The sequence below is a fragment of the Micromonospora sp. NBC_01655 genome, from assembly GCF_026339755.1.
GTDB lineage: Bacteria > Actinomycetota > Actinomycetes > Mycobacteriales > Micromonosporaceae > Micromonospora.
The window spans coordinates 2,823,591-2,849,949 of the sequence record NZ_JAPEQF010000001.1; the positions used below are offsets into that span (position 1 = coordinate 2,823,591).

20 protein-coding genes are annotated in these 26,359 nt (G+C 73.4%); 10 read left to right on the forward strand and 10 right to left on the reverse strand.

Features of this window, described 5'->3' with window-relative positions:
• Window positions 1–2: 2 nt before the first annotated feature.
• A complete protein-coding gene (locus OOK41_RS13290) occupies window positions 3–248 on the reverse strand; it encodes a VOC family protein (protein WP_117669604.1) in 246 nt (81 codons plus the stop codon).
• A 43-nt stretch (window positions 249–291) separates the two neighbouring features.
• On the opposite strand from OOK41_RS13290, the gene OOK41_RS13295 reads away from it, so the two are divergent.
• From OOK41_RS13295 to OOK41_RS13310, 4 genes are read left to right on the forward strand one after another with little or no spacing between them, the layout of a single operon-like run.
• A complete protein-coding gene (locus tag OOK41_RS13295; protein ID WP_266264956.1) occupies window positions 292–1,572 on the forward strand; it encodes an ABC transporter substrate-binding protein in 1,281 nt (426 codons plus the stop codon).
• Complete coding sequence (locus tag OOK41_RS13300; RefSeq protein WP_323136162.1) at window positions 1,569–2,555, forward strand: sugar ABC transporter permease; 987 nt, start codon at window positions 1,569–1,571, stop codon at window positions 2,553–2,555. The genes OOK41_RS13295 and OOK41_RS13300 overlap by 4 nt, the downstream gene beginning before the upstream one ends.
• Before the next feature lies 1 nt (window position 2,556).
• Window positions 2,557–3,390, forward strand: coding sequence for a carbohydrate ABC transporter permease (locus tag OOK41_RS13305; protein WP_266264958.1), 834 nt, complete (start codon window positions 2,557–2,559; stop codon window positions 3,388–3,390).
• A gap of 10 nt (window positions 3,391–3,400) precedes the next feature.
• Window positions 3,401–4,606: an ABC transporter ATP-binding protein gene (locus tag OOK41_RS13310; protein ID WP_266264959.1), complete on the forward strand. Its 1,206-nt coding sequence runs from the start codon at window positions 3,401–3,403 to the stop codon at window positions 4,604–4,606.
• Window positions 4,607–4,764: 158 nt separating this feature from the next.
• Here the strand turns inward: OOK41_RS13310 and OOK41_RS13315 are convergent, their stop codons facing one another.
• The 4 genes from OOK41_RS13315 to OOK41_RS13330 all read right to left on the reverse strand — a co-directional run bounded on the left by OOK41_RS13315 (window position 4,765) and on the right by OOK41_RS13330 (window position 8,077).
• On the reverse strand, window positions 4,765–5,841 hold the full coding sequence (locus OOK41_RS13315) for a winged helix DNA-binding domain-containing protein (protein ID WP_266267809.1): 1,077 nt from the start codon (window positions 5,839–5,841) through the stop codon (window positions 4,765–4,767).
• A gap of 211 nt (window positions 5,842–6,052) precedes the next feature.
• Entirely contained in the window at window positions 6,053–6,760 is a 708-nt protein-coding gene (locus tag OOK41_RS13320) for a YsnF/AvaK domain-containing protein (RefSeq protein ID WP_266264961.1), read from the reverse strand.
• A 438-nt stretch (window positions 6,761–7,198) separates the two neighbouring features.
• Entirely contained in the window at window positions 7,199–7,555 is a 357-nt protein-coding gene (locus tag OOK41_RS13325; RefSeq protein ID WP_266264963.1) for an HAD family phosphatase, read from the reverse strand.
• Window positions 7,556–7,588: 33 nt separating this feature from the next.
• Window positions 7,589–8,077 (reverse strand): GNAT family N-acetyltransferase, encoded by a 489-nt coding sequence (locus OOK41_RS13330; protein WP_266264966.1) that lies wholly within the window; start codon window positions 8,075–8,077, stop codon window positions 7,589–7,591.
• Between the two features lie 104 nt (window positions 8,078–8,181).
• On the opposite strand from OOK41_RS13330, the gene wrbA reads away from it, so the two are divergent.
• Complete coding sequence (gene wrbA, locus OOK41_RS13335; protein WP_117669596.1) at window positions 8,182–8,802, forward strand: NAD(P)H:quinone oxidoreductase; 621 nt, start codon at window positions 8,182–8,184, stop codon at window positions 8,800–8,802.
• 69 nt (window positions 8,803–8,871) lie between these two features.
• On the opposite strand, the gene OOK41_RS13340 is transcribed toward wrbA, so the two are convergent.
• The gene (locus OOK41_RS13340; RefSeq protein ID WP_266264967.1) at window positions 8,872–10,824 is read right to left on the reverse strand and encodes a chorismate-binding protein; all 1,953 of its coding nucleotides are present in this window, start codon (window positions 10,822–10,824) and stop codon (window positions 8,872–8,874) included.
• A 283-nt stretch (window positions 10,825–11,107) separates the two neighbouring features.
• On the opposite strand from OOK41_RS13340, the gene OOK41_RS13345 reads away from it, so the two are divergent.
• The 3 genes from OOK41_RS13345 to OOK41_RS13355 all read left to right on the forward strand — a co-directional run bounded on the left by OOK41_RS13345 (window position 11,108) and on the right by OOK41_RS13355 (window position 15,687).
• The gene (locus tag OOK41_RS13345; protein ID WP_266264969.1) at window positions 11,108–12,520 is read left to right on the forward strand and encodes an FGGY family carbohydrate kinase; all 1,413 of its coding nucleotides are present in this window, start codon (window positions 11,108–11,110) and stop codon (window positions 12,518–12,520) included.
• Window positions 12,521–12,616: 96 nt separating this feature from the next.
• Window positions 12,617–15,268 carry a nitrate- and nitrite sensing domain-containing protein gene (locus OOK41_RS13350; RefSeq protein ID WP_266264972.1) on the forward strand — a complete coding sequence of 884 codons (2,652 nt, stop codon included), beginning with the start codon at window positions 12,617–12,619 and terminating at the stop codon, window positions 15,266–15,268.
• Window positions 15,269–15,273: 5 nt separating this feature from the next.
• A complete protein-coding gene (locus OOK41_RS13355) occupies window positions 15,274–15,687 on the forward strand; it encodes a roadblock/LC7 domain-containing protein (protein ID WP_207892795.1) in 414 nt (137 codons plus the stop codon).
• A gap of 106 nt (window positions 15,688–15,793) precedes the next feature.
• Here the strand turns inward: OOK41_RS13355 and OOK41_RS13360 are convergent, their stop codons facing one another.
• Entirely contained in the window at window positions 15,794–17,296 is a 1,503-nt protein-coding gene (locus OOK41_RS13360) for a GH1 family beta-glucosidase (RefSeq protein ID WP_266264975.1), read from the reverse strand.
• A 916-nt stretch (window positions 17,297–18,212) separates the two neighbouring features.
• Here OOK41_RS13360 and OOK41_RS13365 point away from each other — a divergent pair.
• Window positions 18,213–21,110 carry a glycoside hydrolase family 48 protein gene (locus tag OOK41_RS13365; protein ID WP_266267811.1) on the forward strand — a complete coding sequence of 966 codons (2,898 nt, stop codon included), beginning with the start codon at window positions 18,213–18,215 and terminating at the stop codon, window positions 21,108–21,110.
• Between the two features lie 327 nt (window positions 21,111–21,437).
• Here the strand turns inward: OOK41_RS13365 and OOK41_RS13370 are convergent, their stop codons facing one another.
• Window positions 21,438–22,184, reverse strand: coding sequence for a DUF3159 domain-containing protein (locus OOK41_RS13370; protein WP_243639806.1), 747 nt, complete (start codon window positions 22,182–22,184; stop codon window positions 21,438–21,440).
• 94 nt (window positions 22,185–22,278) lie between these two features.
• Here OOK41_RS13370 and OOK41_RS13375 point away from each other — a divergent pair, with 94 nt between their 5' ends.
• Window positions 22,279–23,163, forward strand: a complete 885-nt coding sequence (locus OOK41_RS13375; protein ID WP_117669585.1) for a phosphatase PAP2 family protein — start codon at window positions 22,279–22,281, stop codon at window positions 23,161–23,163.
• 29 nt (window positions 23,164–23,192) lie between these two features.
• On the opposite strand, the gene OOK41_RS13380 is transcribed toward OOK41_RS13375, so the two are convergent.
• Together OOK41_RS13380 and OOK41_RS13385 are read right to left on the reverse strand one after the other, a co-directional pair.
• A complete protein-coding gene (locus tag OOK41_RS13380; RefSeq protein ID WP_117669584.1) occupies window positions 23,193–23,645 on the reverse strand; it encodes a YbhB/YbcL family Raf kinase inhibitor-like protein in 453 nt (150 codons plus the stop codon).
• Window positions 23,646–23,870: 225 nt separating this feature from the next.
• Window positions 23,871–26,333 carry a DUF4127 family protein gene (locus tag OOK41_RS13385; RefSeq protein WP_266264979.1) on the reverse strand — a complete coding sequence of 821 codons (2,463 nt, stop codon included), beginning with the start codon at window positions 26,331–26,333 and terminating at the stop codon, window positions 23,871–23,873.
• Window positions 26,334–26,359: the final 26 nt, after the last annotated feature.

The following is a 26,359-nucleotide window of genomic DNA, read 5'->3' on the forward strand; positions in this document are numbered from 1 at the left end:
GCTCAGGACCTCGGGCGCGGCGCGAAGGCGCAGAACTCGTTGCCCTCCGGGTCGGCCAGCACCCACCAGCTCACCTCCACGTCCGGCTCGCGGACCAGCCGGGCTCCGGCCGCCAGCAGCTCCGTGGCGGCGGCGTCGCCCTCAGGTTTCGCGGCTGCGCAGGTCGGGCAGTGTTCCGGGCACGAAGCGCGCCCGGGACGGGGCCGGTGGTGGCCCGCTCCGGACCGTTCCGCCGTGCGCCGGGGCACGGGCGAGCTTCCCCGGCCGTTCGCCGAAGAGAGGGGGAGGGCGATGACAGATCCGGCCCGACGTCGGCGCCGACCGGTGGCCCGGCTGGCGGCGGCCACCGCGGCGCTCACGCTGGTCGCGCCGCTGGCCGCGTGCGGCTCCGGCGACGACGGCGGTACGCCCACCATCAACCTGTACTACCCACCCGAGCAGAACCTGCAGAAGGTGGTCGACGACTGCAACGCCCAGGCCCGGGGGCGCTACGAGATCGCGTACCGGGTGCTGCCGCGACAGGCCGACGACCAGCGGGTGCAGCTCGTCCGCCGGCTCGCCGCCGGGGACACCGGGATGGACGTGCTGGGCCTCGACGTCACCTGGACGCAGGAGTTCGCCAGCGCCGACTGGATCCGGGAGTGGACCGGGCAGGACAAGGCCGAGGTGGAGCAGGGCACCCTCGCCGGGCCGCTCGACACGGCCCGTTACCGGGACAGGCTGTACGGCGCGCCGAAGAACACCAACGTACAGCTCCTCTGGTACCGCACCGACCTGGTGCGGCAGCCGCCGAAGACCTGGGACGAGATGATCAGAGCCGCCCAGGACCTGAAGGCCCAGGGCAAGCCGTACCAGGTGCTCACCATGGGGGCGCAGTACGAGGGCCTGGTCGTCCTCTACAACACCCTGGCCGAGAGCGCCGGCGGGCAGATCCTCAGCGACGACGGCAAGAGGGCCGTGATGGACGCCGGCACCGTCAAGGCGCTGGACCAGCTCCAGCGGTTCGCCGCCTCCGGCGTGACCTCCCCGTCGTTCAGCAACGCCACGGAGGACCCGGTCCGGCTGGAGTTCCAGTCCGGCGACGGCGCGTTCCAGGTCAACTGGCCCTTCGTCTATCCGGCGTTGCAGGAGGCCGACCCGGAGCTGGCGAAGAAGGTGAAGTGGGCCCGGGTGCCGGGGATCGACGCCGACACCCCGAGCAAGGTCACCATCGGCGGGGTGAACCTGGCCGTCAGCGCGTACTCGAAGCACCCGACGGAGTCCTTCGAGGCAGCCCGGTGCGTCCGCAACGCCGCGAACCAGAAGTTCTCCGCGGTCAACGACGGCGTGCCGCCGACCATCGAGCGGGTCTACGACGACCCGGAGATGGACGAGGCGTACCCGATGAAGGAGACCATCCTGGAGGAGCTGAAGGAGCCGGGGACGCGTCCGCTGACCCCGGCGTACCAGAGCATCTCCACCGTGATGTCGGCGATCCTGTCGCCGCCGTCGGCGATCAGGCCGGAGCGGACGGCCGACGAGCTGCGTGACGCCATCGCCGATGCGCTGGAGTCGAAGGGGGTGCTGCCGTGAGCGTCGACGCTTCCGCGCCCGGGGCGCGGGCCGCGGCCGACGGGACCGGCCGGCGGCCGGAGGTGCCCGCCCAGCGGGCCGGCCGCCGGGGCAGGGCACCGCTGAGCGAGAACAAGAAGGCCGAACGCAGGCTCGGCTGGCTGCTCTGCGCCCCCGCCGCGCTGGTCATGGTGCTGGTCACGGCGTACCCGATCGGCTATTCGGTCTGGCTGTCGTTGCAGCGCTTCGACCTGCGCTTCCCCGACCAGCGCGAGTTCGTCGGGCTGGAGAACTACGGGACCGTGCTGACCAACGAGTTCTGGTGGACGGCGTTCGGCGTGACCGCGCTGATCACGGTGGTCACCGTGGCGGTCGAGCTGGTGCTCGGCATGGGCCTGGCGCTGATCTTGCACCGGACCCTGGTCGGCCGGGGCATCGTCCGCACGGCGGCGCTGATCCCGTACGGGATCGTCACGGTCGTAGCCGCGTTCTCCTGGCGGTACGCCTGGACGCCGGGCACCGGCTACCTGGCGAACCTGTTCGGCGACGGCGCGCCGCTGACCGAGCGGGCCAGCTCGCTGGCGATCGTCATGCTCGCGGAGATCTGGAAGACCACGCCGTTCATGGCGCTGCTGCTGATGGCCGGCCTGGCGCTGGTGCCGGAGGACCTGCTGAAGGCGGCCTCCACCGACGGCGCGACCGGGTGGCAGCGGTTCACCAAGGTGATGCTGCCGGTGATGAAGCCGGCGATCCTGGTCGCCCTGCTGTTCCGCACCCTGGACGCGTTCCGGGTCTTCGACAACATCTTCGTGCTGACCGCCGGCGGCAACGAGACCTCGTCGGTGTCGATGCTCGCCTACAACAACCTGATCCGGGGGCTGAACCTCGGCATCGGGTCCACGATGTCGGTGTTGATCTTCCTCACCGTGGCGGTCATCGCGTTCGTCTTCGTGAAGCTGTTCGGCACCGCTGCCCCGGGCAGTGACGACTCGGAGAGGCGCTGACATGGCCGAGACCACCACGCGGGCGAAGCTGCGCTGGGGCCTGCTGGACGTCATCGTCGTCGTCTTCGCGCTGGTCCCGGTGCTCTGGATCGCCTCGCTGTCGTTCAAGACCCGGGGCACCCTCACCGACGGCAGGTTCTGGCCCCGGGAGTGGACGCTGGACAACTACCGGACGATCTTCGAGACGGACCAGTTCGTCCGGGCCCTGGCCAACTCGATCGGCATCGCCCTGATCGCCACCGCGATCGCGGTGGTGCTCGGCGCGATGGCCGCGTACGCGATCTCCCGGCTGGACTTCCCCGGCAAGAAGCTGCTCGTCGGTGTCTCCCTGCTGATCGCGATGTTCCCGCAGGTGTCGCTGGTGTCGCCGCTGTTCGAGATCGAGCGGCAGCTCGGGCTGTTCGACACCTGGCCGGGGCTGATCCTGCCCTACATCACCTTCGCGCTGCCGCTGGCGATCTACACGCTGTCGGCGTTCTTCAAGCAGATCCCGTGGGACCTGGAGAAGGCGGCGAAGATGGACGGCGCGACGCAGGGCCAGGCGTTCCGGCGGGTCATCGCCCCGCTGGCCGCGCCGGGGCTGTTCACCACGGCGATCCTGGTCTTCATCTTCTGCTGGAACGACTTCCTGTTCGCCATCACGCTCACCTCCACCGAACGGGCCCGCACGGTGCCGGTGGCGCTGTCGTTCTTCACCGGCGAGTCGCAGTTCGAGGATCCCACCGGGGCGATCTGCGCCGCCGCCGTGGTGATCACCGTTCCGATCATCCTGTTCGTGCTCTTCTTCCAGCGCCGCATCGTCTCCGGCCTGACCTCCGGCGCAGTCAAGGGATAGGTGTGTAGTCATGGCTGACATCGTGCTGGACAAGGTGGGCAAGCGGTTCCCGGACGGGACCGTCGCGGTGCGCGACGTGGACCTGGAGATCGCCGACGGCGAGTTCGTCATCCTGGTCGGCCCGTCCGGCTGCGGGAAGTCCACCACCCTCAACATGATCGCCGGGCTGGAGGACATCAGCTCCGGTGAGCTGCGCATCGGCGGCCAGCGGGTCAACGACAAGGCCCCCCGGGACCGGGACATCGCGATGGTGTTCCAGTCGTACGCGCTCTACCCGAACATGACCGTCCGGGAGAACATGGCGTTCCCGCTGCGGCTGGCCAAGCTCGACAAGGAGACGATCAACTCCAAGGTCGAGGAGGCGGCCAAGGTGCTGGAGCTGACCCCGTTGCTGGACCGTAGGCCCGCCAACCTCTCCGGCGGCCAGCGGCAGCGGGTGGCGATGGGCCGGGCGATCGTCCGCCAGCCCAAGGCGTTCCTGATGGACGAGCCGCTGTCGAATCTGGACGCGAAGCTGCGGGTGCAGATGCGCACGGTGGTGTCCCGGCTCCAGAAGCAGCTCGGCACCACCACTGTCTACGTCACCCACGACCAGACCGAGGCGATGACCCTCGGCGACCGGGTGGTGATCATGCGGGGCGGCGCGGTGCAGCAGGTCGGGCCGCCGCAGGAGTTGTACGACCACCCGCGCAATCTGTTCGTCGCGGGCTTCATCGGCTCCCCGTCGATGAACTTCCTGCACGCCGCAGTGCAGGACGGGAAGCTGCGCACGGCGGTCGGCGACGTGCCGATCGGCGACCGGATCCGCCGCGGGCTGGAGACCGGCGACGCCCCGCGCGAGCTGATCCTCGGCATCCGCCCCGAGCACTTCGAGGACGCCGAGCTGGTCGACGACGACACCCGCCGCCGGGGGCTGGAGTTCGAGGCGCCGGTGGACATCGTCGAGTCGATGGGCTCCGACAAGTACGTCTACTTCACGGTCGAGGGGGAGCGGGCCAGCGCCGCCGAGCTGGAGGAGTTGGCGGCCGACGCCGGGGCCGACTTCAGCGGCGGCGGCGCCGGCCTGGTCACCCGGCTGTCGGCCGAGTCCGCCGTACGCGAGGGGGAGAGCCGGCGGGTCTGGTTCAACCTGGAGAAGATCCACCTGTTCGACCCGTCGACGGGCCGGAACCTGACCCTGCACGAGGGGCGGTCGTCCGGCGCGTTGGCCGACTGACCGTGCTGGCTCGGGCCTGCCCCGGTCGCCCGACGGCGGGCACCGGGGCGGGCCGCGGCACCCCGGCCGCTCTTGATCGACTCCAGGTCACTGACCTGGCGGGTTCGGGTCGCCGGGACAGCGCGTCGTCAGTGACATCGAGTCGATCAAGAGAGCGATCATGAAGTGCCGGCGGCCCACTCGACGGCGAGCGGGAGCCCGACGAACGTCGCGTACGCCTCCAGGGCCACCCCCACCCTCGCCCGGCTGTCGGCGTCGACGTCGGCCAGTGGGCGAACCGCCACCTTCACCCGGGTCCTGCCCAGCGTCCGCTTCCAGGTGCCGACCACCCGCCCGCCGCACACCACCGTCGACTGGAATACCCCGTTGCCACCGGGGATGATCGCCTGCTTGTGCGCCTCGTCGAGCATCAGCGACCGGTCCTTGTAGCCCAGCAGGTACTCGTCGAAGCCGGGCAGCGCGTGCACGTCGTCGACCGGGGACCGGGGCGCGTCGAGCAGGGCCGGGTCGACCACCGCCTCCACCCCGTCCACCGACACGGTGGTCAGCGCCGCCCCGGCGGCGGCGATGCCCCGCTTGGCGTCGGCGGCGGTCAGGCCCGTCCAGCCGGCGAAGTCCTGCCGGGTGGTCGGGCCGTGGCTGCGGAAGTAGCGCACCGCCAGGATGCCGAGCGCCTCGTCGCGGTCGGGGCGGTGCGGGTCCGGCACCCACTCGTCGAGCAATGCGAACGTCTGTTCGGTGCCGATGTGCGGGGCGATGCAGGTGACGCCACGCTGGGCCGCGTACCAGAGCAGGTGGTAGCCGCGCTGGCCGGTGGTTTCGATGCCGGCCGCGTTGAGCGTGCCCAGGCATTCCGCCCGGGTCATCCGGAGGCCGCCGGCCAGCGCCTCGCCGAGCACGTCGGCGGCCCGGTCGGCCTCGGCCTCGGTGAGCCCGAGGAACGCCCGCCGCCGCTCCGCCCCGGCCAGGGCCCGCACGCCGGTCACCTCCAGCAGCCAGCGGGCGTCCCGGGACGGCACGAGGTGCACGGTGCCGCGCATGGGCCAGGTGCGCAGCGCCTCCCGGCGCTCCAGCGCCTGGTGCACGTCGGCCTGCGTCCAGCCGGGCAGCCGCAGCCCGAGCGACCACAGGCCGCTCGCCACGTCCTGCGCCTGCATCGCGCCGAACCACTCGACCACCCCGGTCACGTCGGTGGGCCGGGTGGTGGGGTGTGGGCGAAGCAGCAGGCTGGTCATCCGCAGCGCGAGCGCCTCCGGGCCGGTCAGCCGCGCCGAGCCGGCCGGTGCCGCCGATGTCCGTCTCCCCGCGTCGCTCGTTGCCACTGGTCAGCCGCCTTTCATCCGGTCGACGGCCAGCATAGGACCGGGCACCGACAGCGGTCGGGCCCGTGCGTCGGCGGGCGGACCACCGAGGTCCGCCCGCCCGAGGGCTGCGTCGGTCGTCGCGTCAGCGGCGGCGACGGGCCCGTTCCGGTACGTCCGCGTCGACCTGTTCGCGGCGCACCCGATCGTCGACGGGCCGGTCCTCGACCACCTCGTCCTTGGCCAGGCGTACCCGCTCGACGGGAACCTGCTCCTTGCTGGTCACGGGGTGCTCGGCGCGCAGCGGGATCTCCCGCTGCTCGTCGCCGATCCCGGCCCGCGCCCGGCGGTCGCCCGGGGCGATCGGCTCGCGTTCGATCCGCACCTCGTCGTGCTCCACGGGGACGGTGGTGTGCACGTCCTCGGTGACGACGTGTTTGCGCAGCCTGGCGGTTCCAGCCGGCTCGCTCTCGGTGCCGACCAGCAGCCGCTCCTCGGAGCGGGTCACCTCCGGCCCCTCCGGGCGTTGGCCCGGCTGCTGGAGCTGGTAGTGCGCGTAGAGCTGGCTGAGTTGCTGCGCGTTCAGCGGCTCGTCGGTGCCGGTCTCGACGCTGGGCGCCCCGCGCACCGTCGCCTTGTCGTACGGCAGGCTCACGTTGTCCTGCCGCACCTGGGCCGACTGGAGTGGGGCCATCGACTCCTGGCGGCCCGTCGTGCCGGTCTGGACGCTGACCCAGGTCGCCTCGCCGGCGGCGTCGGCCCACACCTGGCCCACGCTGCCGATCTTCGCACCCGAGCGGTCCTGGACGTCCTGCCCGTACAGCGAGCGGACCTGCTGTTCGGTCAGTCGCATGGTTCGTCCTTCCTCTCGTGGGTCACGACGTGCCTACCCGGGCGGCGGGGGCGCATTCGCCGCGACGGTCGTGAACAGGAGCAGGGCCGGGCGGCCTCGGCCGGGTGCCGGCTAGGGTGGGCTCGCGCTCCGTCGGGCACCGGGATCCGGTATGTCACCCCACCGCGCTGGCGTCCCGGGTGCTGTGGTTCGACGGGTCGACGGTCAGCCGGCGGCGGAGCTGGACCGGCTGCTGGGTGCCCTGGTCCGCTGAGCGCGCTGCGTGCGGGGTGCCCTGATCGCGCTACGCCGGCCCGCCGCCGGCGGAGCGCGATCCCCCGTTCAGGTCGCCCGGCGCGGGGCGGCGGCCCCAGGCCACCGGCGCCGGTCCGCTCAGGATGGCGCTTACCCGCCCCGCCGGGGCCCGCCGACCGTGGAACTTGCGCAAATCTTGAGCAGTCACCCCTGGCGCGGCTGCGGGACGCGCACCGAGGCCATCCCCGCCTCGGTGGCGGCCCGAATGCCCAGGTCGGCGTCCTCGAAGACCAGGCAGGACCGCGGGGGTACGCCGAGCAGCCGGGCGGCGAGCAGGAACGCCTCCGGGTCGGGCTTGGGTCGCGCGTAGTCCCCGGCGCAGACCAGCACGTCGAACCGGTCGAGGAGGCCGAGCGCGGACAGCGAGGCGGTGACGGACTCGCGGGTGCTGCCGGAGACCACGGCGAACGGGACCCGCCCGGCCTCCCGGCGGGCGGCGACGGCCGCCACCGGCATGGTCAGGTCGTGTCGGGCGTTGAGGTCGGCGACGATGTCGGCCACCGGCCGGCCCGCCCAGGCGTAGAAGAGGTCCGGTCAGAGCCCGCGGTGCATGACGAGCAGGTCGACGTACCCCTGGCTCGGGTGCCGGAAGCCCTCGGGGATCCGGCCGACCACCGTGAAGCCGAGGGACCGCCACAGTGCCACCGCCCGTTCGTTGCTGGCCACCACCGCGTTGAACTGCATCGCCCGGTAGCCCTCGGCCCGGGCCAGGTCCAGCACGTGCGCGCCCAGCGCCCGGCCCACCCCGCGCCCGGCGGCGGCCGGGGAGACCATGAAGCTGGCGTTGGCCACATGGTCGCCGGGGCCGAGCTGGTTGGGGGCCAGCTTCGCCGTCCCGAGCACCGTCCCGGTGTCGTCGACGGCGACGACCACGCGGGCGGGCGGGCCGGGCAGCCACCGCCGCCGGCCGGTCGACTCGTCGATGTCCCGGGGCCAGGTGTACGTCTCACCGGCGGCCACGATCCGGCGCAGGAACGGCCATATTCCGGGCCAGTCTGCGGCGCTGGCCTCCCTGATCAGCATGCGTCGAGAATGCCAGCGCGCGGCCGGGCGGCGGCACCGACCCGGCGTTTGACGCCGCAAGTAACGGGTAGTCGTCGGAGCTGACCCGAACCGAGGAGGATCTGATGGACGGCCAGACCAAGGTCGCGGTGATCTACTACAGCGCGACCGGCATCACGTACCAGATGGCGCAGGCGGCTGCGGATGCCGCCGGTGAGGCCGGAGCCGAGGTCCGCCTGCGCAAGGTGCGTGAGCTGGCGCCGGACGAGGCGATCCGCTCCAACTCGGGGTGGCAGGCGCACCGCCTGGAGACCCAGGAGGTCGAGGAGGCCGAGCCGGACGACCTGTCCTGGGCCGATGTGGTGATCTTCGGTTCACCGACCCGGTACGGCATGGTCGCCGCGCAGCTCAAGCAGTTCATCGACACCACCGGCCCGCTGTGGGCGCAGGGCACGCTGGCGAACAAGGTGTACGCCGCGTTCACCTCGACGGCGACGTCGCACGGCGGGCAGGAGTCCACCCTGCTGTCGTTGCTCACGGTCTTCTACCACTGGGGTGGCATCGTGGTCACCCCCGGCTACACCGATCCGAGCCAGTTCGTCGCCGGCAACCCGTACGGCGCCTCGCACACCAGCAACAACGGCGAGGTGGCGCCGGACTCCGTGGCGCTCGGCGCGACGGCGCTGACCGCGCGGCGGGCGGTGCAGATCGGCACGGCGCTGAAGAGGGGCATGGCCGCCGGCTGACCCCTCGTCGGGCGACCGGTGGCCCGGGCGAGGGCTCCCGCCCCGTCCGGACCGCCGGTCGCGGCATCCCTACGCCCGATCGGCCGGCCCCTGCGCCAGCCCCGCCGGCGCCGGGCGCGCGGCGGCCGGCGACCGGCTCGGCGGCACCGACAGCAGGTGCCCGAGCAGGTCGGCCAGGACCGTCAGGCCGTCGCGGCTGAGCACCGACTCGGGGTGGAACTGCACCCCGGCGAAGCCGGGCCCGCGCAGCGCGTGCACCGCCCGGTCGACCGGGTCCCGGGACAGCTCCACCGGCCCGTACGCGGTGGCCACCCGGTCGGCGTCGGCGAGCGCGGTGAAGGTGGAGTAGAAGCCGACCCGTCGGGTCGCGCCGAACACCGTCACGTCGCGCTGCAACCCCTGGTAGGGCGCGTCCCGGCGGTGCAGCGGCAGCCCGAGCAGCCCGGCCAGGAGTTGGTGGCCCAGACACACCGCCAGGGTGGGCGCCCCGGCGGCGAGCCGCCCGGCGAGCAGCGTGCGCAACGCGGCCATCTTGGGCCGGTCCACGACCCGCGGGTCGCCCGGGCCGGGGCCGACCACCACCAGGTCGTACCCGTCGTCGGGGGTGGGCCGGTGCCACGGGGTCAGCTCGACGGTCAGACCGAGGGCCCGTAGCTGGTGGGCCAGCATGCCGGTGAAGGTGTCCTCGCCGTCCACGATCAGTGCCCGGCGGCCGGCCAGCCCGGGTAGCGCCAGCGCACCGGGGGGCCGCTGGTCCAACCAGAACCGGGCCAGCGGGGCGTTGCGAGCGGCCAGCGCGGCGCGTACCTGCGGGTCGTCGGCCAGCCTCGGCGCCGGTCCCGGCCCGGGGTCGGGGGCGTCCGGGCGCAGGCCGAGGGCGGCCAGCACCCCGGCGGCCTTGGCGTGGGTCTCGGCCACCTCTGACTCGGGCGTGGAGTGGCGTACCAGGGTCGCCCCGACCGGCACCCGTAGCTCGCCGGCGGGGGAGATCTCGGCGGTGCGGATCAGGATCGGCGCGTCCAGGGTCTGCCGGCCGGCGTCGTCGCGGCCCAGCAGGGCCAGCACCCCGGCGTAGTAGCGCCGTCCGCTCGTCTCGTGCCGGGCGATCACCCGGCAGGCGTTCTCCATCGGGCTGCCGGTCACTGTCGGGGCGAACATCGTCTCCCGCAGCACCGCCCGCACGTCCAGGCAGCCCCGCCCGGCCAGCAGGTACTCGGTGTGCGCCAGGTGGGACATCTCCTTGAGGTACGGGCCGACGACCTGTCCGCCGCGTTCGGCGACGGTCGCCATCATCTTCAGCTCCTCGTCGAGCACCATGTACAGCTCGTCGACCTCCTTCGGGTCGGTGAGGAAGCGCAGCAGGCCCGTCCGGTCCGCCGTCCCGCCGTGCCGGAAGGTGCCGCTGATCGGGTTCATCATGACGAGGCCGTCATCGACGCTCACGTGCCGCTCCGGGCTGGCCCCGACCAGGATCCGCGTCCCGGTGTGCACCACGAACGTCCAGTACGCGCCGCGCTCGCGCAGCAGCAGCCGGCGCAGCGCGGCCAGGGCGGCGACCAGCGGGGAGCCCTGCACCGTGGCCCGCAGGGTGCGGTGGATCACGAAGTTCGCGCCCTCGCCCCGGCCGATCTCCTCGGCGAGCACCCGGGCCACGGTGTCGGCGTACTCGGTGTCGGCGATGTCGAACCCGGCGTCGGCGGCGGACACCGGCGCGTCGGGCAGGGCGGCGAGCGCGTCGGCCAGGGGTAACCGGGCCTGTCCGGTGATCTCCAGGCACTCCAGCGGGACGCCGTCGTCCACGCAGGCGAACCCGCGCTCGGTGACCTGCCGGTAGGGCACCAGGGCCAGGGTGCGTGGGCCGGGCGGCCCGTCGGGCAGCGGGACGTCGGCGAGCCGGTCGACGGGGCGTACCGTGCCGGTGAAGAGTTCCAGGTGGTCGACGCCCTCGCGGCGCACGAGCGCGAAGGGGCCGGGGTCGACGCCGCGGGCGGCGGCGGCGAGCAGGTCGTGCGGGCTGGTCATCGGGGTTTCTCCTGGTGGCCGGGCGGCGCCGTCGGAGGCGGCCCCGGGCCGGGGAGAGAAACCGGCGACCGCCTTCTCGGGCGGCCGCGTGGGAAGCTACGCGCGGGGGTGGGCCGCCGGGTCGGCGGGCCACCAGCAGGTCAGGTGCGCGGGCATGCGGTCACCCTACGCGCGCCGCCGCCCGCCGGTAACCCGATCCCGGGGTACGGGACCGGCCGCCGGCCGGCTGCGCCGGCGCGGACCGCCGGGCCGCCACGCCGGCCGCCGGGTACGGTGATCGACGATGGACATTCTCGCCCTCGACCTCGGCACCTCCTCGGTGCGTGGCCTCGTGCTGGACGCCGACGCTTCCCTCCGGCCCGGCGCGCTCGCCCGCCGCAAGGTGCGCCTCACCGTCGACGGCGCCGGCGCCGGCACCCTGGACGGTCCCGCCTACCTGGCCTGCCTCGTCGAGTGCCTGGACGAGCTGGCCGCCGGCGGTCACCTGCGCGACGTCGGGCTGGTCGCCGTCTCCGCCCAGTGGCACTCGGTGCTGCCGGTGGACCGGGCCGGCGAGCCGCTCGGCCCGGTGCTCACCTGGCTGGACACCCGGCCGGGGCCCTCGGCCGGCGCGACCGGCCCGGCCGACGAGGCCGCCTACCACCGGCGCACCGGCACCTGGTGGCACCGCTGCTACTGGTCGGTCCGGCTGCCCTGGCTGCGGCAGCGCACCTCGACCCCGCCGGCCCGCTTCGTCGGCCTGGCCGAGTTCGTGCTCGGCGCCCTGCTCGACGCGGCCCCGATGTCGGTGTCCGAGGCCTCCGGCACCGGGCTGCTCGACCTGAGCACGCTGGCCTGGGACGCCGAGGCGTGCGAGCTGGCCGGCGCGGGCCCCGGTGAGCTGCCCGAGCTGGCCCCCGCCGACTGGCGGGGCCGGCTGCGGCCGGAGCACGCCCGCCGTTGGCCGCAGCTCGCCGGCGCGGCCTGGTCGGCGCCGGTGGGGGACGGGGCCGCCTCGAACGTCGGCTCCGGCGCGGTGGGTCCGGGCCGGGCCGCGGTGACCGTCGGCACGTCCGCGGCCGTCCGGCTGGTGCAGGCCGTGCCGGCCGGCGCGGAGCTGCCGCCGCTGCCCGCCGGGCTGTGGCGGTACCGGGTCGACCACGACCACGTGGTCACCGGGGCGGCGTACTCCAGCGGGGGCAACCTGTTCGCCTGGGCCAGGCGGGAACTGCGGCTGCCGGAGGGCGCCGAGCTGGAGGCCGCGCTGGCCCGGATCACGCCGGGCGGCGGGGTGCCGGCGAATCCGCGCTTCGGCGGCGACCGGCCCCCCGGGCACGCCCCGGCCGGCTCCGGCGAACTGCGTGGGCTGAGCTTCGGCACGGGCGCGGTCGACGTCCTCGCCGGACTGATGTCCGGGATCTGCCGGCTGGTCGACACCGATCTGGCCGAGCTGGAGTCCACCGTGGACGGGCCGGTCGAGGTGGTGCTGGGTGGCGGCGCGCTGGCCGCGTCCGGGTGGTGGCGGGAGTCGTTCGCGGCCGTCCTGGCGCCCCGTCGGGTGCGCTACCGCCCCGACCCGGAGATCGGCGCGACCGGCGCGGCCCGGGTGGCGCTGGGCCGGTGGGACGAGCCGGTGGCGCTCCGCGACATCGGCCGGACGGATGAGGTGCCCTCACCGACCCCGCCAGGTCGGCGCGGCCCTCGGTGTCCTTCCTGACCTTTCGCTCAGGTGAGCCCGTTGACAGCGCCGGCCTGCCTGGTTGGATGGACCCCGCTCCCCGATGCGGTGGACGCGAGGGCCTAGGAGGCTTGTGTGGGCGTAGGTCCCGACCCGGCGGGAAGCGGGGTGTCCAACCACCGTCGGCGTCGGTTCGACGTCCGCGTCGTGCCGCACCGCCGCCGCTCGCCGCTGCGGCTGCGGGACTGGCGGATGGGGACCAAGCTCGTCACGGTGCTCGTCATTCCCTCGGTGGCGTTCCTGGTGCTGGCCGGGGTGCAGACCCGGGGGCTGGTCGGGCAGACCACCGCGCTGAGCGAGTTCGCCCAGCAGGTCGGCATCGGGCGGGAGATCACCGCCGTGGTGCACCAGCTCCAGCGGGAACGCGACCGCACCGCTGGTGAGCTGGCCGAGCTGCGCCGGGTCGGCGGCCGGGCGGACCGGGACGCCGCGATCGCCGCGCTGCGGCCGTTGCATGCCGCCAGTGACGCCGCCGTGCGGGAGCTGCGGCGGGCGGCCGGCCCGCTGGCCGACGCCGACGCCGCCTGGCAGGTCGCCTACTCGGAGACGCTGGAGGCGTACGACCAGGTGATCTACATCCGGGCGACCGTTCCCCCGGCGGTGCTGGCCAACGACACCATCCTCGGCAACTACCACCGGGCGATCGACGCGCTGCTGACCCTGCTCGCCCAGCCCTCGCCGGGGGAGGGCCAGCGGGCGCTCAACGACAGCGTGCTGCGCTACGTCCAGCTGGCCCGGGTCAAGGAGCTGTCCTCCCGGGTCCGCGCCGAGCTCTACGCCGCGGCCCGTGCCGGCCGGTTCGGAGTGGAGGACCAGGTCGAGCTGACCGACCTGCGGGCCCAGCAGCTCACCGCCCTCGGCGCGTTCCGGGTGGTGGCCACCACCGACCAGATCCGCCGCTACGACGCCGCGTCGGAGGAGCCGGCCCTCGCCGCCGCCACGAAGCTGGAGGAGCAGAGCCTGCCCATCGGCGGCGCCGCGCCTCGCGTCCTGGACGCCCGGCAGTGGTGGGCGGCCGGCGAGCAGCGCCAGGAGCGGCTGCGGCAGTTGGAGACCGCCGTCCTCGACGACGCGGTGACCCGGGCCGACGACGCCAGCGCCGGCCAGTTACGGGCCACCCTGCTGGTGGTCGGCGGGATCGTCGCGGTGCTGCTGGTCGCCCTGCTGATCTCGGTGCTGGTCGGCCGGTCCGTCGCCCGCTCGATGCGGCTGCTGCGCGGCCAGGCGCTGCGGATCGCCCAGATCGACCTGCCCGACGCCCTGGACCGGCTGCGGCAGGTCAACAGTGGGGTGTCCGACATCGAGGTACCGCCGGCGGTGGTCCGCTCGCTGGACGAGATCGGCGAACTGGCCGAGGCGTTCGTCGCGGTGCACCGCAGCGCGGTCAGCGTCGCGGTGGAGCAGGCGACCATGCGCCGCAACGTCAACCTGATGTTCGTCAACCTGGCCCGGCGCAGCCAGGTGCTGGTGGAGCGGCAGCTCGAACTCCTCGACGACCTGGAACGCGAGGAGAGCGACCCGGACCAGCTGGAGAACCTGTTCCGGCTCGACCACCTGGCCGCCCGGCTGCGGCGCAGCGACGAGAGCCTGCTGGTGCTCGCCGGCAGCGAGTCGACCCGGCGGTGGAACCGGCCGGTGAGCCTCGCCGCCGTGCTGCTGGCCGCGAGCGCCGAGATCGAGCAGTATCAGCGGGTGCGCCACGAGCAGACGGCCGACCTGCACGTCGTCGGGCACGTCATCGGTGACCTGGTCCACCTGTTCGCCGAGCTGCTGGAGAACGCGACCACGTTCTCCCGGCCGGACACCGTCGTGCTGGTCGCCGCCCGCCCTGAGGGCCCCGGTGCCCTGGTGGAGCTGACCGACCGGGGGTTGGGGATGAGCCCGACCGCGTTGGCCGAGGCGAACGAGGTGTTGACGTCCCCGCCGGCCGCCGACGTCGCGGCGTCCGAGCGGATGGGCCTGTTCGTGGTGAGCCACCTGGCCGCCCGGCACGCGGTGCAGGTGCGCCTGCACCCCCGCGAGGACGGCCTGGTGGCCCTGGTCCGGATCCCGGCGGCCCTGCTCACCGCCGCCCCGCCGGTCCAGCTCGACCCGCCGCCGTCGCGGCGGATGCTGACCACCGCGCTGGGCGGGACGGCCCGCTCGGGCGATGCCGCTGCCGCATGGGCCGGCGTCGCGGGGTCCGGGCAGGCCGGCGTCGCGGGGTCCGCGCAGAACGGCTTCGTCGCCGCCGGGTCCGCGCAGCCGGGCGGCGATGTGGCGGGGTGGACCGGCGGCGGGCCGGCGGGCCCGGGCGAGCTGCCGGTGGCCGGCCGCCGGCCGCGCAGCGTGACCACGCCGCGGCAGTCCCGGCCGGTGCCGGTGCGGGCGGAGGACGTGCTCGCCCCGGCCGCCGGGGTGCCCGCCGACGGCGGGGGCGGCTGGTGGTCGCGGCAGGGCCCGGCCCAGGGTGGCGCCCCGGCAGCCCCGGCGCCCCCGGCGGTCCCGGTCACCGGGGGCACCAACGAGCGCGGCCTGCCGGTGCGGGTGCCGATGGCGCAGCTGTCCGCCGTGACCCGATCCGCCCGACCGGGCACGGCCCGGCCGCCGCGGCACGACCTGGACCCGGAGGCCGTCGGCGGCATGCTGTCCCGGCTGTACAGCGGGGTGCGGCGGGCCGAGGCGGAGGAGACCACCGAGATTTTCCTGCCGCCGGCCGGCGGGAACACCGAAGGGGGACAACAGTGATGACGTTGAGCCAGGAGGCCCGGGACCTGAGCTGGTTGGTGAGCGGGTTCGCGCAGCGGGTGCCCGGCGTGGCGCACGCGATCGTGGTCTCGTCCGACGGGCTGCTGGTGGCGGTTTCCGACCACCTGCCCCGCGACAACGCCGACAAGCTCGCCGCGGTGACCTCGGGCCTGATGAGTATCACCGCCGGGGCTGCGCAGATGTTCGACGACGACGTCGTCAAGCAGACGGTGGTGGAGATGGGCCGCGGCTATTTCCTGGTGATGCAGGTGCGCGACGGCTCGATCCTGGCCACGCTGGCGGCCGGGGACGCCGACATCGGCGTGGTCGGGTACGAGATGGCCCGGCTGGCCAAGCAGGCCGGCGAGATGCTCACCCCGGCGCTGCGGGCCGAACTCCAGCAGGCGCTGCCCCGCTGACCACGTCGTCCCGGCCCCGCCCGGCGGGGCCGGGACGACGGGTCCGCCGGAGGCCACCCGGGCGGGCGCGGCACGGCCGCGCCCGTCCGGGTGGCTCGCCGTCGGGCTAGAGGCCGTTGCTCCGGATCACCTCGCGGTACCAGTGCGCGCTGCGCTTGAGCACCCGGCGCTGGGTGGGGTAGTCCACGTAGACCAGGCCCCAGCGCTGGTCGTACCCCTCGGCCCACTCGAAGTTGTCCAGCAGCGACCAGACGTGGTAGCTCTCCAGCGGCACCCCGTCGGAGATGGCCCGGTGCGCGGCGGCCAGGTGGTCGCGCAGGAAGCTGATCCGGCCGGCGTCGTCGACCGTGCCGTCGGCGGAGAGGGTGTCCGCCTGGGGCAGGCCGTTCTCGGTGACGGTCAGCGGGATGGGGCCGTAGTCGCGGGTGACCCGGGTCAGGGTGTCGTACATGCCGTCCGGGTAGATCTGCTGCCAGTCCGCCTGCGAGGTGGGCCAGCGCATGACCGTGCCGCCGTCGCCGGTGACGTAGTACGGGGTGTAGTACTGCACGGCGAGCAGGTCGACCGGCGAGGAGATGATCTCCAGGTCGCCGTCGGCGACGCCCCGGGCCAGCCGGCTGTCGGCGCCGAGGTCGGCGAGCACGTCGGCCGGGTAGCTGCCCTTGAAGACCGGGTCGAGGTAGAGGCGGTTCTCGTACCCGTCGTAGAGGTGCGCGGCGCGGGTCGCCTCGGGGCTGTCGTCGGCGGGGTAGCAGGGGTGCAGGTTGAGCGCGGGGCCGATCCGGCCGGCGTCGCCGGTGGCGCGCAGCGCCCGCACGGCGAGCCCGTGGGCGAGCTGGAGGTGGTGGGCGACCAGGTACGCCGCCTGCGGGTCCTGGAAGCCGGGGGCGTGGTGGCCGGAGAGGTAGCCGTTCTGCACCACGGTCTTCGGCTCGTTGATGGTGAGCCAGGCCGGCACCTGGTCGCCGAGGCCGCGGAAGACCGCCTCGGCGTACTCGGCGAACCGGTACGCGGTGTCCCGGTTCTCCCAGCCGCCGGCGTCCTGCAACGCCTGCGGCAGGTCCCAGTGGAACAGGGTGGCCATCGGCGAGATGCCCCGCTCGTGCAGCCCGTCGACCAGCCGGCGGTAGAAGTCGAGGCCCCGCTGGTTGACCGTGCCGGTGCCGTCGGCCTGGATGCGCGGCCAGGAGATGGAGAACCGGTAGCTGCGCAGCCCCAGGTCGCGCATCAGGTCGAGGTCGTCGGCGTAGCGGTGGTAGTGGTCGGCGGCCACGTCGCCGGTGTCGCCGTTGCGGGTCCGGCCGGGGGTGTGGCTGAAGGTGTCCCAGACGGACTCGCCCCGGCCGTCCTCCTTGGCGGCGCCCTCGATCTGGTACGCCGAGGTGGCCGCGCCCCAGCCGAAACCGGTCGGGAAGCGCCGCTCGCCCCGGGGCCGGTCGGTCGGGTCGGTGTCGGGGTCCGACCCGGTTCCGCAGCCGGCGGCCAGGCTGCCGGCGGTCGCGGCGACGGCGGTCGCGAGGGCGCCGGTGCGCGGGCCGGCGCCGGCGGCCCCGGCGGTGGCGGAAAGTGCGGCGCGGCTGAGCAGCCGCCGCCGGGTGAGCATCGACATGGGGCCTTCTCCTTGTGGTGGGTGCCCGCCGCAACCGGCCGGGAGCGCTCCCAGCATAAGGCAGGCGGGGGCGGACGACCGCGACTGTGCCGGGTCGGCTCTGCTGTGCGGAATGGTCCGGTGCGCGGCCGGTTGCGCGGATGCGCAGGTGGGGCGCTGCCGGGGGCGGCGGTCGGGGGCGCGGGTGCGCCGGCGTACGCCGATAGCGAGCGAGGCCGGCCGGGCGGCGATGACACGCCTGACCCGTCGGCCTCTTTTCCCATGGTGGCAGGGGGTTTAGTGTGGGGACGGGGGAGGGCAACCCCCGTCCCCACCTTGATGCAAACACGCACGAGTGGAATTGGCGTCCTGCCGTGCGTGTCGCGCGGGAGCCGGGCCACGCGAGTGGCTCTGGTTCCACCTCCCTCCGTCGTCGGTGGGTGGTGGCTGGCGGCGGCGTCCGGGCTGGCCCGCCGTCAGCCTTCGGGCAGGGTCCCGGGGGCGTCGCGCACGACGACCCCGGTCAACATCTTCTGTGCATCTCCGTCGATGGAAGCGCTCCCATCGACGATGCAGCGACTGTAACGCCCGTCACGGGTTTGTGAAAGACCCAAAACGAGATCGAAACATCTAGCTGCCGCCTCATGCTCGCTCCTTGTTGTGGGAGCGCTTCCATGCCACACTGTCGACCTACCGCGACGAGGAGCCAGCTCGCGTGAGCGCGGGTCGCCGAGGGCATCCGGTTTCCGGACGGCACCCGAGAGGACGGACGGCGCTGTCTGCCAGCGACGACGCCCCGTCCTGCGAACCCGGCCGGGCCGGAACGACCACCATCCCGAGCGCCTCCGTCCCCCCGTGCCACCCGCACGTGGAGGCGCTCCCCGCCGGGGCCCCGCGCCCCGGCCTGGTCCGAGGAGACACCGCGCACATGAGACTCATGGCAAGACGTCGCCGGACGGCGATGCTCGCCGCCGCCACGTTGGCCGTCGGCGGGGTCGCCCTGCCGGCCGGCGCCGCGCAGGCCGCCCCGGCCTGCGACGTGGTCTACGCCACCAACGACTGGGGCGGCGGCTTCACCGCCAACGTCACCATCAAGAACCTGGGCGACGCCATCAACGGCTGGACGCTCAGGTGGACGTTCCCCGACAGCAGCCAGAAGGTGGTCCAGGGCTGGTCGGCGAAGTACAGCCAGGCCGGCAGCGAGGTGACCGCGACCAACGAGTCGTACAACGGCAGCCTCGGCACCGGGGCGTCGACCACCATCGGCTTCAACGGCAGCTACTCCGGCAGCAACCCGAAGCCCACCGCGTTCACCCTCAACGGCGTCGCCTGCGACGGCACCCCCGCCAACCAGCCGCCGACGGTGTCCCTCGGCGTGCCGGCCGGCCCGTTCGAGGCCCCGGCCGACGTGCCGCTGACCGCCACCGCCAGCGACCCGGACGGGACGATCAGCAAGGTCGAGTTCTACCGCAACGGCCTGCTGGTCAACACCGACACCACCGCCCCGTACGGCTACACCCTGGAGGACCTGCCGGCCGGCAGCTACACCGTCCAGGCCAAGGCATACGACAACGCCAACGGCATCGCCGTCGACGAGAAGGCGTTCACCGTCGCCGCGGCCACCGGCCCGAAGCTGGTGGCCACCCCGTCCGCGGTCAGCGTGAACGAGGGCGGCACCGCCACGTTCAACCTCAAGCTCAGCGCGGCGCCGACGGCCAACGTGCCGGTGACGCTGACCCGCACCGGCGACGCCGACATCACCGTCACGCCGGCCTCGGTCACCCTGACGACCGCCAACTGGAACACCGGCGTCACCGTCACCGTGGCCGCCGCGGAGGACGCCGACACCGTCGGGGGCACCGCCACCATCACCGCCTCCGGCGCCGGCGTCGCCCCCCTGGCCGTCACCGCCACGGAGATCGACAACGACGCCCCGGGCGGGGACAACGCCTACATCAAGCGCTTCCTCGACCAGTACGGCAAGATCAAGAACTCGGGCTACTTCAGTCCCGAGGGCGTGCCGTACCACTCGATCGAGACGCTGATCGTCGAGGCGCCCGACCACGGCCACGAGACCACGTCCGAGGCGTTCAGCTTCTGGCTGTGGCTGGAGGCCCAGTACGGCCGGGTCACCCAGAACTGGGCCCCGTTCAACAACTCCTGGACGGTGATGGAGAAGTACATCATCCCGTCGCACGCCGACCAGGCGACCGCCGGCGCCGCGGGCACCCCGCAGTACGCCGCGGAGTGGCCGCTGCCCAACCAGTACCCGTCGCAGCTCCAGCCGAACGTCCCGGTCGGCCAGGACCCGCTGCGCTCGGAGTTGCAGAGCACCTACGGCACCGGCGACATCTACGGCATGCACTGGTTGCTGGACGTCGACAACACCTACGGCTACGGCCACTGCGGTGACGGCACCACCAGGCCGGCGTACATCAACACCTTCCAGCGGGGCACCCAGGAGTCGGTGTGGGAGACCGTGCCGCAGCCGTCCTGCGACACCTTCAAGCACGGCGGCCAGTACGGCTACCTCGACCTGTTCGTCAAGGAGGCCAACGCCCCCGCCAAGCAGTGGAAGTACACCAACGCCCCCGACGCGGACGCCCGTGCCGTGCAGGCCGCGTACTGGGCCCTGACCTGGGCCAAGGCGCAGGGCAAGCAGGCCGACGTCGCCGCCACCGTGACCAAGGCCGCGAAGATGGGTGACTACCTGCGGTACGCGATGTTCGACAAGTACTTCAAGAAGATCGGCAACTGCGTCGGCGCCAGCGCCTGCCCGGCCGGCACCGGCAAGGACTCGGCGCACTACCTGATGTCCTGGTACTACGCCTGGGGCGGCGCGTACGAGGCCAACCAGAACTGGTCGTGGCGGATCGGCTCCAGCCACAACCACTTCGGCTACCAGAACCCGTTCGCGGCCTGGGCGCTGACCAACGTGGCCGAGCTCAAGCCGCAGTCCCCGACCGCCGTCGCCGACTGGCAGAAGAGCCTCGACCGGCAGCTGGAGTTCTACACCTGGCTCCAGTCCGCCGAGGGCGGCATCGCCGGTGGCGCCACCAACAGCTGGGACGGCAACTACGGCACCCCGCCGGCCGGCACCGCCACCTTCTACGGCATGTTCTACGACGTCGACCCGGTCTACAACGACCCGCCGTCGAACCAGTGGTTCGGCATGCAGGCGTGGTCGATGCAGCGCATCGCCGAGCTGTACCTGGAGACCGGCAACGCGAAGGCCAAGGCCCTGCTGGACAAGTGGGTGCCGTGGGCGATCGCCAACACCACGGTGGGCGCCAACTGGTCGATCCCGTCGGACATGAAGTGGACCGGCCAGCCCGCCAACTGGAACCCGGCCAGCCCGCAGCCCAACACCAACCTGCACGTCGAGGTCACCGTCAAGGGCCAGGACGTCGGTGTCGCCGCCGCCTACGCCCGGACCCTGATCGCGTACGCCGCGAAGTCCGGCAACGCGGCGGCCAAGACCACCGCCAAGGGGCTGCTCGACGCGCTGTACGCGGCCAGCGACGCCAAGGGCGTCTCGATGCCGGAGAAGCGCGGCGACTACAAGCGCTTCGACGACGTCTACAACGCCGCCGACGGCCAGGGCCTGTACATCCCACCGGGCTGGACCGGGAAGATGCCCAACGGCGACGCCATCGCCGCCGGCAAGAGCTTCCTGGACATCCGGTCCTTCTACAAGAACGACCCCGACTGGCCGAAGGTGCAGGCATACCTCAACGGCGGCCCGGAGCCGACGTTCAACTACCACCGGTTCTGGGCCCAGGCCGACGTCGCCATGGCGTACGCCGACTACGGGAACCTGTTCCCGAACGGGTGACCCGGATCCTCCGGGTGGGCGGCGCGGCCCGCCCGCCCGGAGTCCGGCCGGGCCAGGGGGAACTATGAGCCCGGTCGGCCGGCGGCCTGACTCCCACGGTCAGGCCGGGACGGGCCGGCTGTCCGGTCGACGCAGCGGACCGGCCGGCCCGTCCCACCGCCCGAAACCGAAGTTGCCGCGAAAAAGCACCGGAAAAAGTGGTCGTCGAGGGATCACGCGACGGTCGTGGACGGAGTAACGTACGTCACCGGAGAGGCCGCTCCCCCCGTGGCGGCCTCTCCCTTTACGTCCTGGCCCCGGCCCGCGCCCGCCAGCCGCGCCCGCTGCTCAGGCGCCCGTCCCGACTCCGCCCGCGCGGCCCGCGCCGCTGACGTCGTCCGCACCGGCCCGCACCGCCGGCCCGGGCACGGTGACCGGGTGCCGCAGCCCCGGGTGCCCGGCCGGCAGCGACCGGCGGATCACCAGCCAGCTCACCGCCAGCGCCGTCGCCACCAGCGGCCAGGTCAGCGCGACCCGCGCCACCACCAGCGCCAGCACCTGACCGCCGAGGTAGAGCGGCACGAAGACCGCCAGCCGCAGCACGTACGTGGCCGCCCACACCCAACTGCCCCGCGAGTACGCCCGCAGCAGCGCCGGGTCGCGCCGCCACCGCCCCCGCTGGCGCAGCGCCACCCCCACGACGACGCCCAGCAGCGGCCAGCGGACCGCGATGCTGACGACCCAGGCCAGCGCGCTGGCCGCGTTGGACAGCAGTTGGATCAGGAAGAAGTCGGTGGCCCGCCCGGTGCGCAACGCGATCAGCGCGGCCACGCAGACCGCGAGCAGGCCGACCAGCACCGAGCCCGGCCGGTCCCCCCGGCGCAGCCGCCAGCCGGCCACGGCCGTCCCGGCCAGCACCGCGGCGGCCACCCCGCCGACCAGTGAGTGCCCGGTGGCCAGCCAGCCGACCGCGAACGCCACCGGCGGCAGCGTGGCGTCGACCGCGCCCCGCCGGCCGCCGAGCAGGTCCGCGAGCGACTCCGGTCGATCGGCCGGGTGCGGCTCACGGGTGGACGGCCCGTCGGGCCCGGGCATGGCGGTCACCGGCCACCTCCTGTCGGTCCGCTCCAAACTAACGTCAGGGTGTCGGCGGGCCACCAGGAGGCGTGCCCGGACGGGCCGCTACGGTGTGCGGGTGCGCGCGGCGAGGGGTTGGACGGCGGTCTGGTTGGTCGTACTGGCCCTCGCCCAGGCGGTCGCGTTCGTCGTGGTGTGGCGCGCCGCCCTGCACACCGAACTCGGCCAGTGGGTCGACACGGTGGCGCTGACCGGCAACCGGATCGGCCAGGACCGTATCGCCGAGCCGGTCAACCGCGTCCTCAACACCATGTCGGCGCTGTCGCTGCTGGTGGCCACGGCGGTGATCGGCTTCATCGCGCTGATCCGGCGTCGGGTCGCGCTGGCCATCACGGCCACCCTGCTGATCGCCGGGGCCAACGCGACCACCCAACTGCTCAAGTACGTCCTGGACCGGCCCGAGTACGGCATCGACCCGGAACGGGCCGTCGCCGGCAACAGCCTGCCCAGCGGGCACACCGCCGTGGCGGCGTCGGTGGCCCTGGCGCTGATCCTGGTGCTCCCGCGCACCGTGCGGGTACTCGGCGCGTTCGTCGGCGCCGGGTACGCGGCCGTCGCCGGGGTGGCCACCCTCTCCGCCGGCTGGCACCGCCCGAGCGACGCCGTGGCGGCGTTCCTGGTGGTCGGGGTCTGGGCGGCGCTGGCCGGGCTGCTACTGCTGGTCACCCAGCGGGAACAGGCCCAGGTGGAGCCGGCCGACGCCCACCGCGTCGCCGCCGTGGTGCTCGGCCTGGCCGGCGCCCTGGCCGTGGTCAGCTCGGGGCTGGCCCTGTCCTGGCTGGTCGACCTGCCCCGGCTGGACCCCGACCAGATGGGCCGCCGGTCGCTGTTCGTCGGCTACGCGGGCAGCGCCGCCGGCATCGCCGGCAGCATGGCCATCGTCGCGGCGCTGGTGCTCGCCGTCGTGCACCGGCTCGTCCCCCGCATCAAGGGCTGACCCGGCGCGGAGGCCGGGGGGCTGCCCGGTCAGCGGCGGTAGGTGCCGACCGTGGTGCCGCTGGCCAGCTCGCGGCCGGCCAACGCCCGGTGCACGTCCCCGGCGGACGGCTCGGCGGGCAGCTCCAGCGGCCGGTCCAGCGCGTACAGGCGGAAGAAGTAGCGGTGCGCATCCTCGCCCTGCGGCGGGCGCGGGCCACCCCAGCCGGCCGCGCCGAACCCGTTCGGCCACTCCCGCCCTCCGTCGGGCACCGCCCCCTCGGCCACCCCGTCGCTCTCCGGCGTGATCCCCGTGACCAGCCAGTGCACGAACGGCTCCCGGCCCGCATCGGGGTCCTCGACGAGCAGCACCAGCTCCTGCGCCGAGTCGGGCACGTCGGCCCACTGCAACGGCGGCGAGACGTTCGCGTCGTCACGGGCGAAGCGTCCGGGCAACTGGTCATGATCGTTGAACGCGGTGCTGCGCAGCATGATGCCGGCCATCTCTGGGCACCCCTCTCCTTCGTCCGGGGCGCGCGTACCCGCCGGGGCCGGCGCGAAACGGGCCGCCCCGACGACACCTGGTGCCAGCCGCGACCTACCCGCACCCGGAGTGCGGCGGACCCCGCAGGCCGCCCGCAGGTCCGGTTACCGGTGGAGAAACATCCGGTAACCGGACCTGCGGGCGGTGGTGTTGACGCTGGTCCGTGGGCCCGGTGGGGCGGACGGTCAGCCGCAGGAGTCGGCCCGGCAGGTCACCTCGATCTCGTAGAGCCGCGCCCGGCTGTCCCGGCTGTGGAGCACGTCAAGGCGGACCGAGGTTGCGCGGACCGGCGTGAACGTGTGCGTGGTGACCTGGGTCGTGTTTCCGGTGATCTCGCTGAGCACCTGCCAGACACCGCCGACGAGGCCCGAGATCCGGTACGCGGTCAGCTCGTACCCGCCGTACTGGTGGAGCTGCACGGTGTCGATCAGCTCCGGGTCGGCGAACCCCACCTGGAGCCAGTGGCTGCCGGCCGGATCGGTGATCCAGCGACTACCGGCGCTGGCTCGGTTGCCGTCGATCACGTGTGCTGGCACGTACTTCTGCCACCAGCCCGACGCGGTGGCCGTGGCGCCTTCGGACGCCAGCGCCACGTTGCGCCACACCGCGCTGACGGTCGTGGTGGCGCTCGCGGTGAACGGGCGGAACCCGCTTGGCAGCACGCCGTGTGGGGCGTCGACCGTGACGGTGGCGCTCTGCTCGGCCGCGAGCTGTCGGACTCCCACGGTCAACGGAACCTCCACCACCGCGAACGGGGCGAGCCGTACCTCGACCGGGGCCGGGCTGGCCCACCCCTGCGGGACGACGGCGCCGAGCTTTGCCGTCACCGGAACGTCGACGTCGTTACGGAGCACCGCGGTGATCCGGGTGTCCACGTCCGAGTCCGGCCGAACCGTGGTTCGCACGGGCAGGGCCGAGACGGTGAGCAGCGCGCCGCGGTCGGTGGGGGCGGTGCTCAGGGCGAGTGTGGGGAAGGCCTCCAGCTCCTGGTAGCGCGACCAGGCCAGCGTCATCTCCCAGGAATTCAGCCGGTGCACGACGGCGCTCACCTCGTACCGGCCGTCGTCGCCGGCTCGGATCGGGGCGCCGGCGAACTCGTCGGCGAAGAGCTGATCGGCCAGCAGCCTGGTCCGCTCCACCGCGATCTGGTTGGCGCCCTCGAACACCTTCGTCATGTGCTGCGGATCGTCGCCGTTGTCCCGGGCGTACGCCTGGACCTGGCTGAGCACCTGGTTTCGGTAGACATCGGTGTGGGCCAGCTCCTGCAACGTCAACTCGACGTGTGCGGTGGCGGCGCCCAGCAGGATGGCCTGGCGTGCGTTGTGGAAGGGAAGCCCCTTCGACTTGCCCGGGAAGCCCGGCAGTCGTCCGGTCCGGCTCGCCTGCAACAGCGCCGCGCGGACCACCGACTGGGAGATCGACAGACCGATGTTCCAGCCGGACCAACCGGCCAGTTCCCCGAACCGGATTCGGGGGGCGAGCAGTGAACGCAGCTCGCTGTCCACCTTCCCGGCCACCGCGTCGTCGCCGACTGCGACGAGTCGGCCCCGGGCCACCGCGTCGTGGATGCGGTCGGCGAAGGGTTCCAGGTCTCCGCCCCCGGCCGTGTTCGCCATCAACAGGATGTCGGCGTCGGGCCGGTCAGAGGGGCGGGCACCGAGGGTACGCACGTATTCGTCGACCAGGGTGGCGTAGGGGACGTCCTGATAGGGCGCGACCCACTGGTCGCCGGGGGTCCGGGACCACTCGACGTCGACAGTCGGGGATTCGCCGAGCCGTTTGGTGATGTGCTTGGCCACCAGCAGCGCGCCGAGGATGTCCGCGCCCGGGTAGATCTTGACCCGGTCCTGGACCCCGAGTTTCGCCGTGAGCGCGGCCAGGCCGGCCTTCTCCAGGCGGTGCGGGCCGTACTCGGTGGCGTCGTCCTGGCCGAGGATCAGGTAGTCGACGGTGCCGTTCGCGACCCGTTCGATCATGTCTCGGTTGATCTGGTGGTTCCGAGCCCGGGCACAGCGGAAGTCCGCCTTGACCTCCTCGGGGATCTCGTTGGCGACCTGCTCGTACTCGGCCCGGTGCTCCTCCTGTCCGAGGTTCTCCACCTGGTCCATCAGAATCGCCCAGCGCCGGATGGGACCGGAGTACATGCCGGGATAGCTGCTGGTCGGCTCGATGGTGAGGCGCATGATCACGTCGAACGCGTAGAGGGGCTTGTCGGGGTTCTTCCGCTTCACCTCGTCCAGCACGGTGAGCCGCCGCCGCGCGTCGGCCAGGCTGGTTTCGCAGGACCGGGAGGCGACCAGGCCGCCGTAGGCGAGCATCGGGGCCGCGACGACCGAGCCGACCGCGCCGGCGGCGGACTTCCGCCACCAGGCGCCGACCGCGTCGGCCTGACCATAGGTGAAGTACTCGCCGAGCAGGTTCTTCGGTGGTGTCAGCGCCTGGTGCCCGCCGGCCTCGGCGACCGCGACCGGCGTGTACGCGGTGAACGGCCGGTCGTCCAGCGGTACGACGGCGAGCTGGCCCAGGTTGGCCGGCGGCCGGGCGGCTGCGGCCGGAGCGCCCGGTAGGGCGACCGCGAGGGTGAGGGTGACCGCAGTGATGGTGACGATGCTGAGGGTGCGGGGTATGAGTCGTCTGGTGCGACGCATCGGTTCTCTCTCGTTCGGTGCTGGGG

Excerpts from the sequence above, each read along its gene's own strand:
- OOK41_RS13295 (WP_266264956.1), top strand. The coding sequence starts at position 292 with ATGACAGATCCGGCCCGACGTCGGCGCCGACCGGTGGCCCGGCTGGCG.
- OOK41_RS13305 (WP_266264958.1), top strand. The coding sequence starts at position 2,557 with ATGGCCGAGACCACCACGCGGGCGAAGCTGCGCTGGGGCCTGCTGGAC.
- OOK41_RS13310 (WP_266264959.1), top strand. The coding sequence starts at position 3,401 with ATGGCTGACATCGTGCTGGACAAGGTGGGCAAGCGGTTCCCGGACGGG.
- OOK41_RS13315 (WP_266267809.1), bottom strand. The coding sequence starts at position 5,841 with ATGACCAGCCTGCTGCTTCGCCCACACCCCACCACCCGGCCCACCGAC.
- OOK41_RS13320 (WP_266264961.1), bottom strand. The coding sequence starts at position 6,760 with ATGCGACTGACCGAACAGCAGGTCCGCTCGCTGTACGGGCAGGACGTC.
- OOK41_RS13330 (WP_266264966.1), bottom strand. The coding sequence starts at position 8,077 with ATGCTGATCAGGGAGGCCAGCGCCGCAGACTGGCCCGGAATATGGCCG.
- wrbA (WP_117669596.1), top strand. The coding sequence starts at position 8,182 with ATGGACGGCCAGACCAAGGTCGCGGTGATCTACTACAGCGCGACCGGC.
- OOK41_RS13340 (WP_266264967.1), bottom strand. The coding sequence starts at position 10,824 with ATGACCAGCCCGCACGACCTGCTCGCCGCCGCCGCCCGCGGCGTCGAC.
- OOK41_RS13345 (WP_266264969.1), top strand. The coding sequence starts at position 11,108 with ATGGACATTCTCGCCCTCGACCTCGGCACCTCCTCGGTGCGTGGCCTC.
- OOK41_RS13360 (WP_266264975.1), bottom strand. The coding sequence starts at position 17,296 with ATGTCGATGCTCACCCGGCGGCGGCTGCTCAGCCGCGCCGCACTTTCC.
- OOK41_RS13365 (WP_266267811.1), top strand. The coding sequence starts at position 18,213 with ATGGCAAGACGTCGCCGGACGGCGATGCTCGCCGCCGCCACGTTGGCC.
- OOK41_RS13370 (WP_243639806.1), bottom strand. The coding sequence starts at position 22,184 with ATGCCCGGGCCCGACGGGCCGTCCACCCGTGAGCCGCACCCGGCCGAT.
- OOK41_RS13380 (WP_117669584.1), bottom strand. The coding sequence starts at position 23,645 with ATGGCCGGCATCATGCTGCGCAGCACCGCGTTCAACGATCATGACCAG.
- OOK41_RS13385 (WP_266264979.1), bottom strand. The coding sequence starts at position 26,333 with ATGCGTCGCACCAGACGACTCATACCCCGCACCCTCAGCATCGTCACC.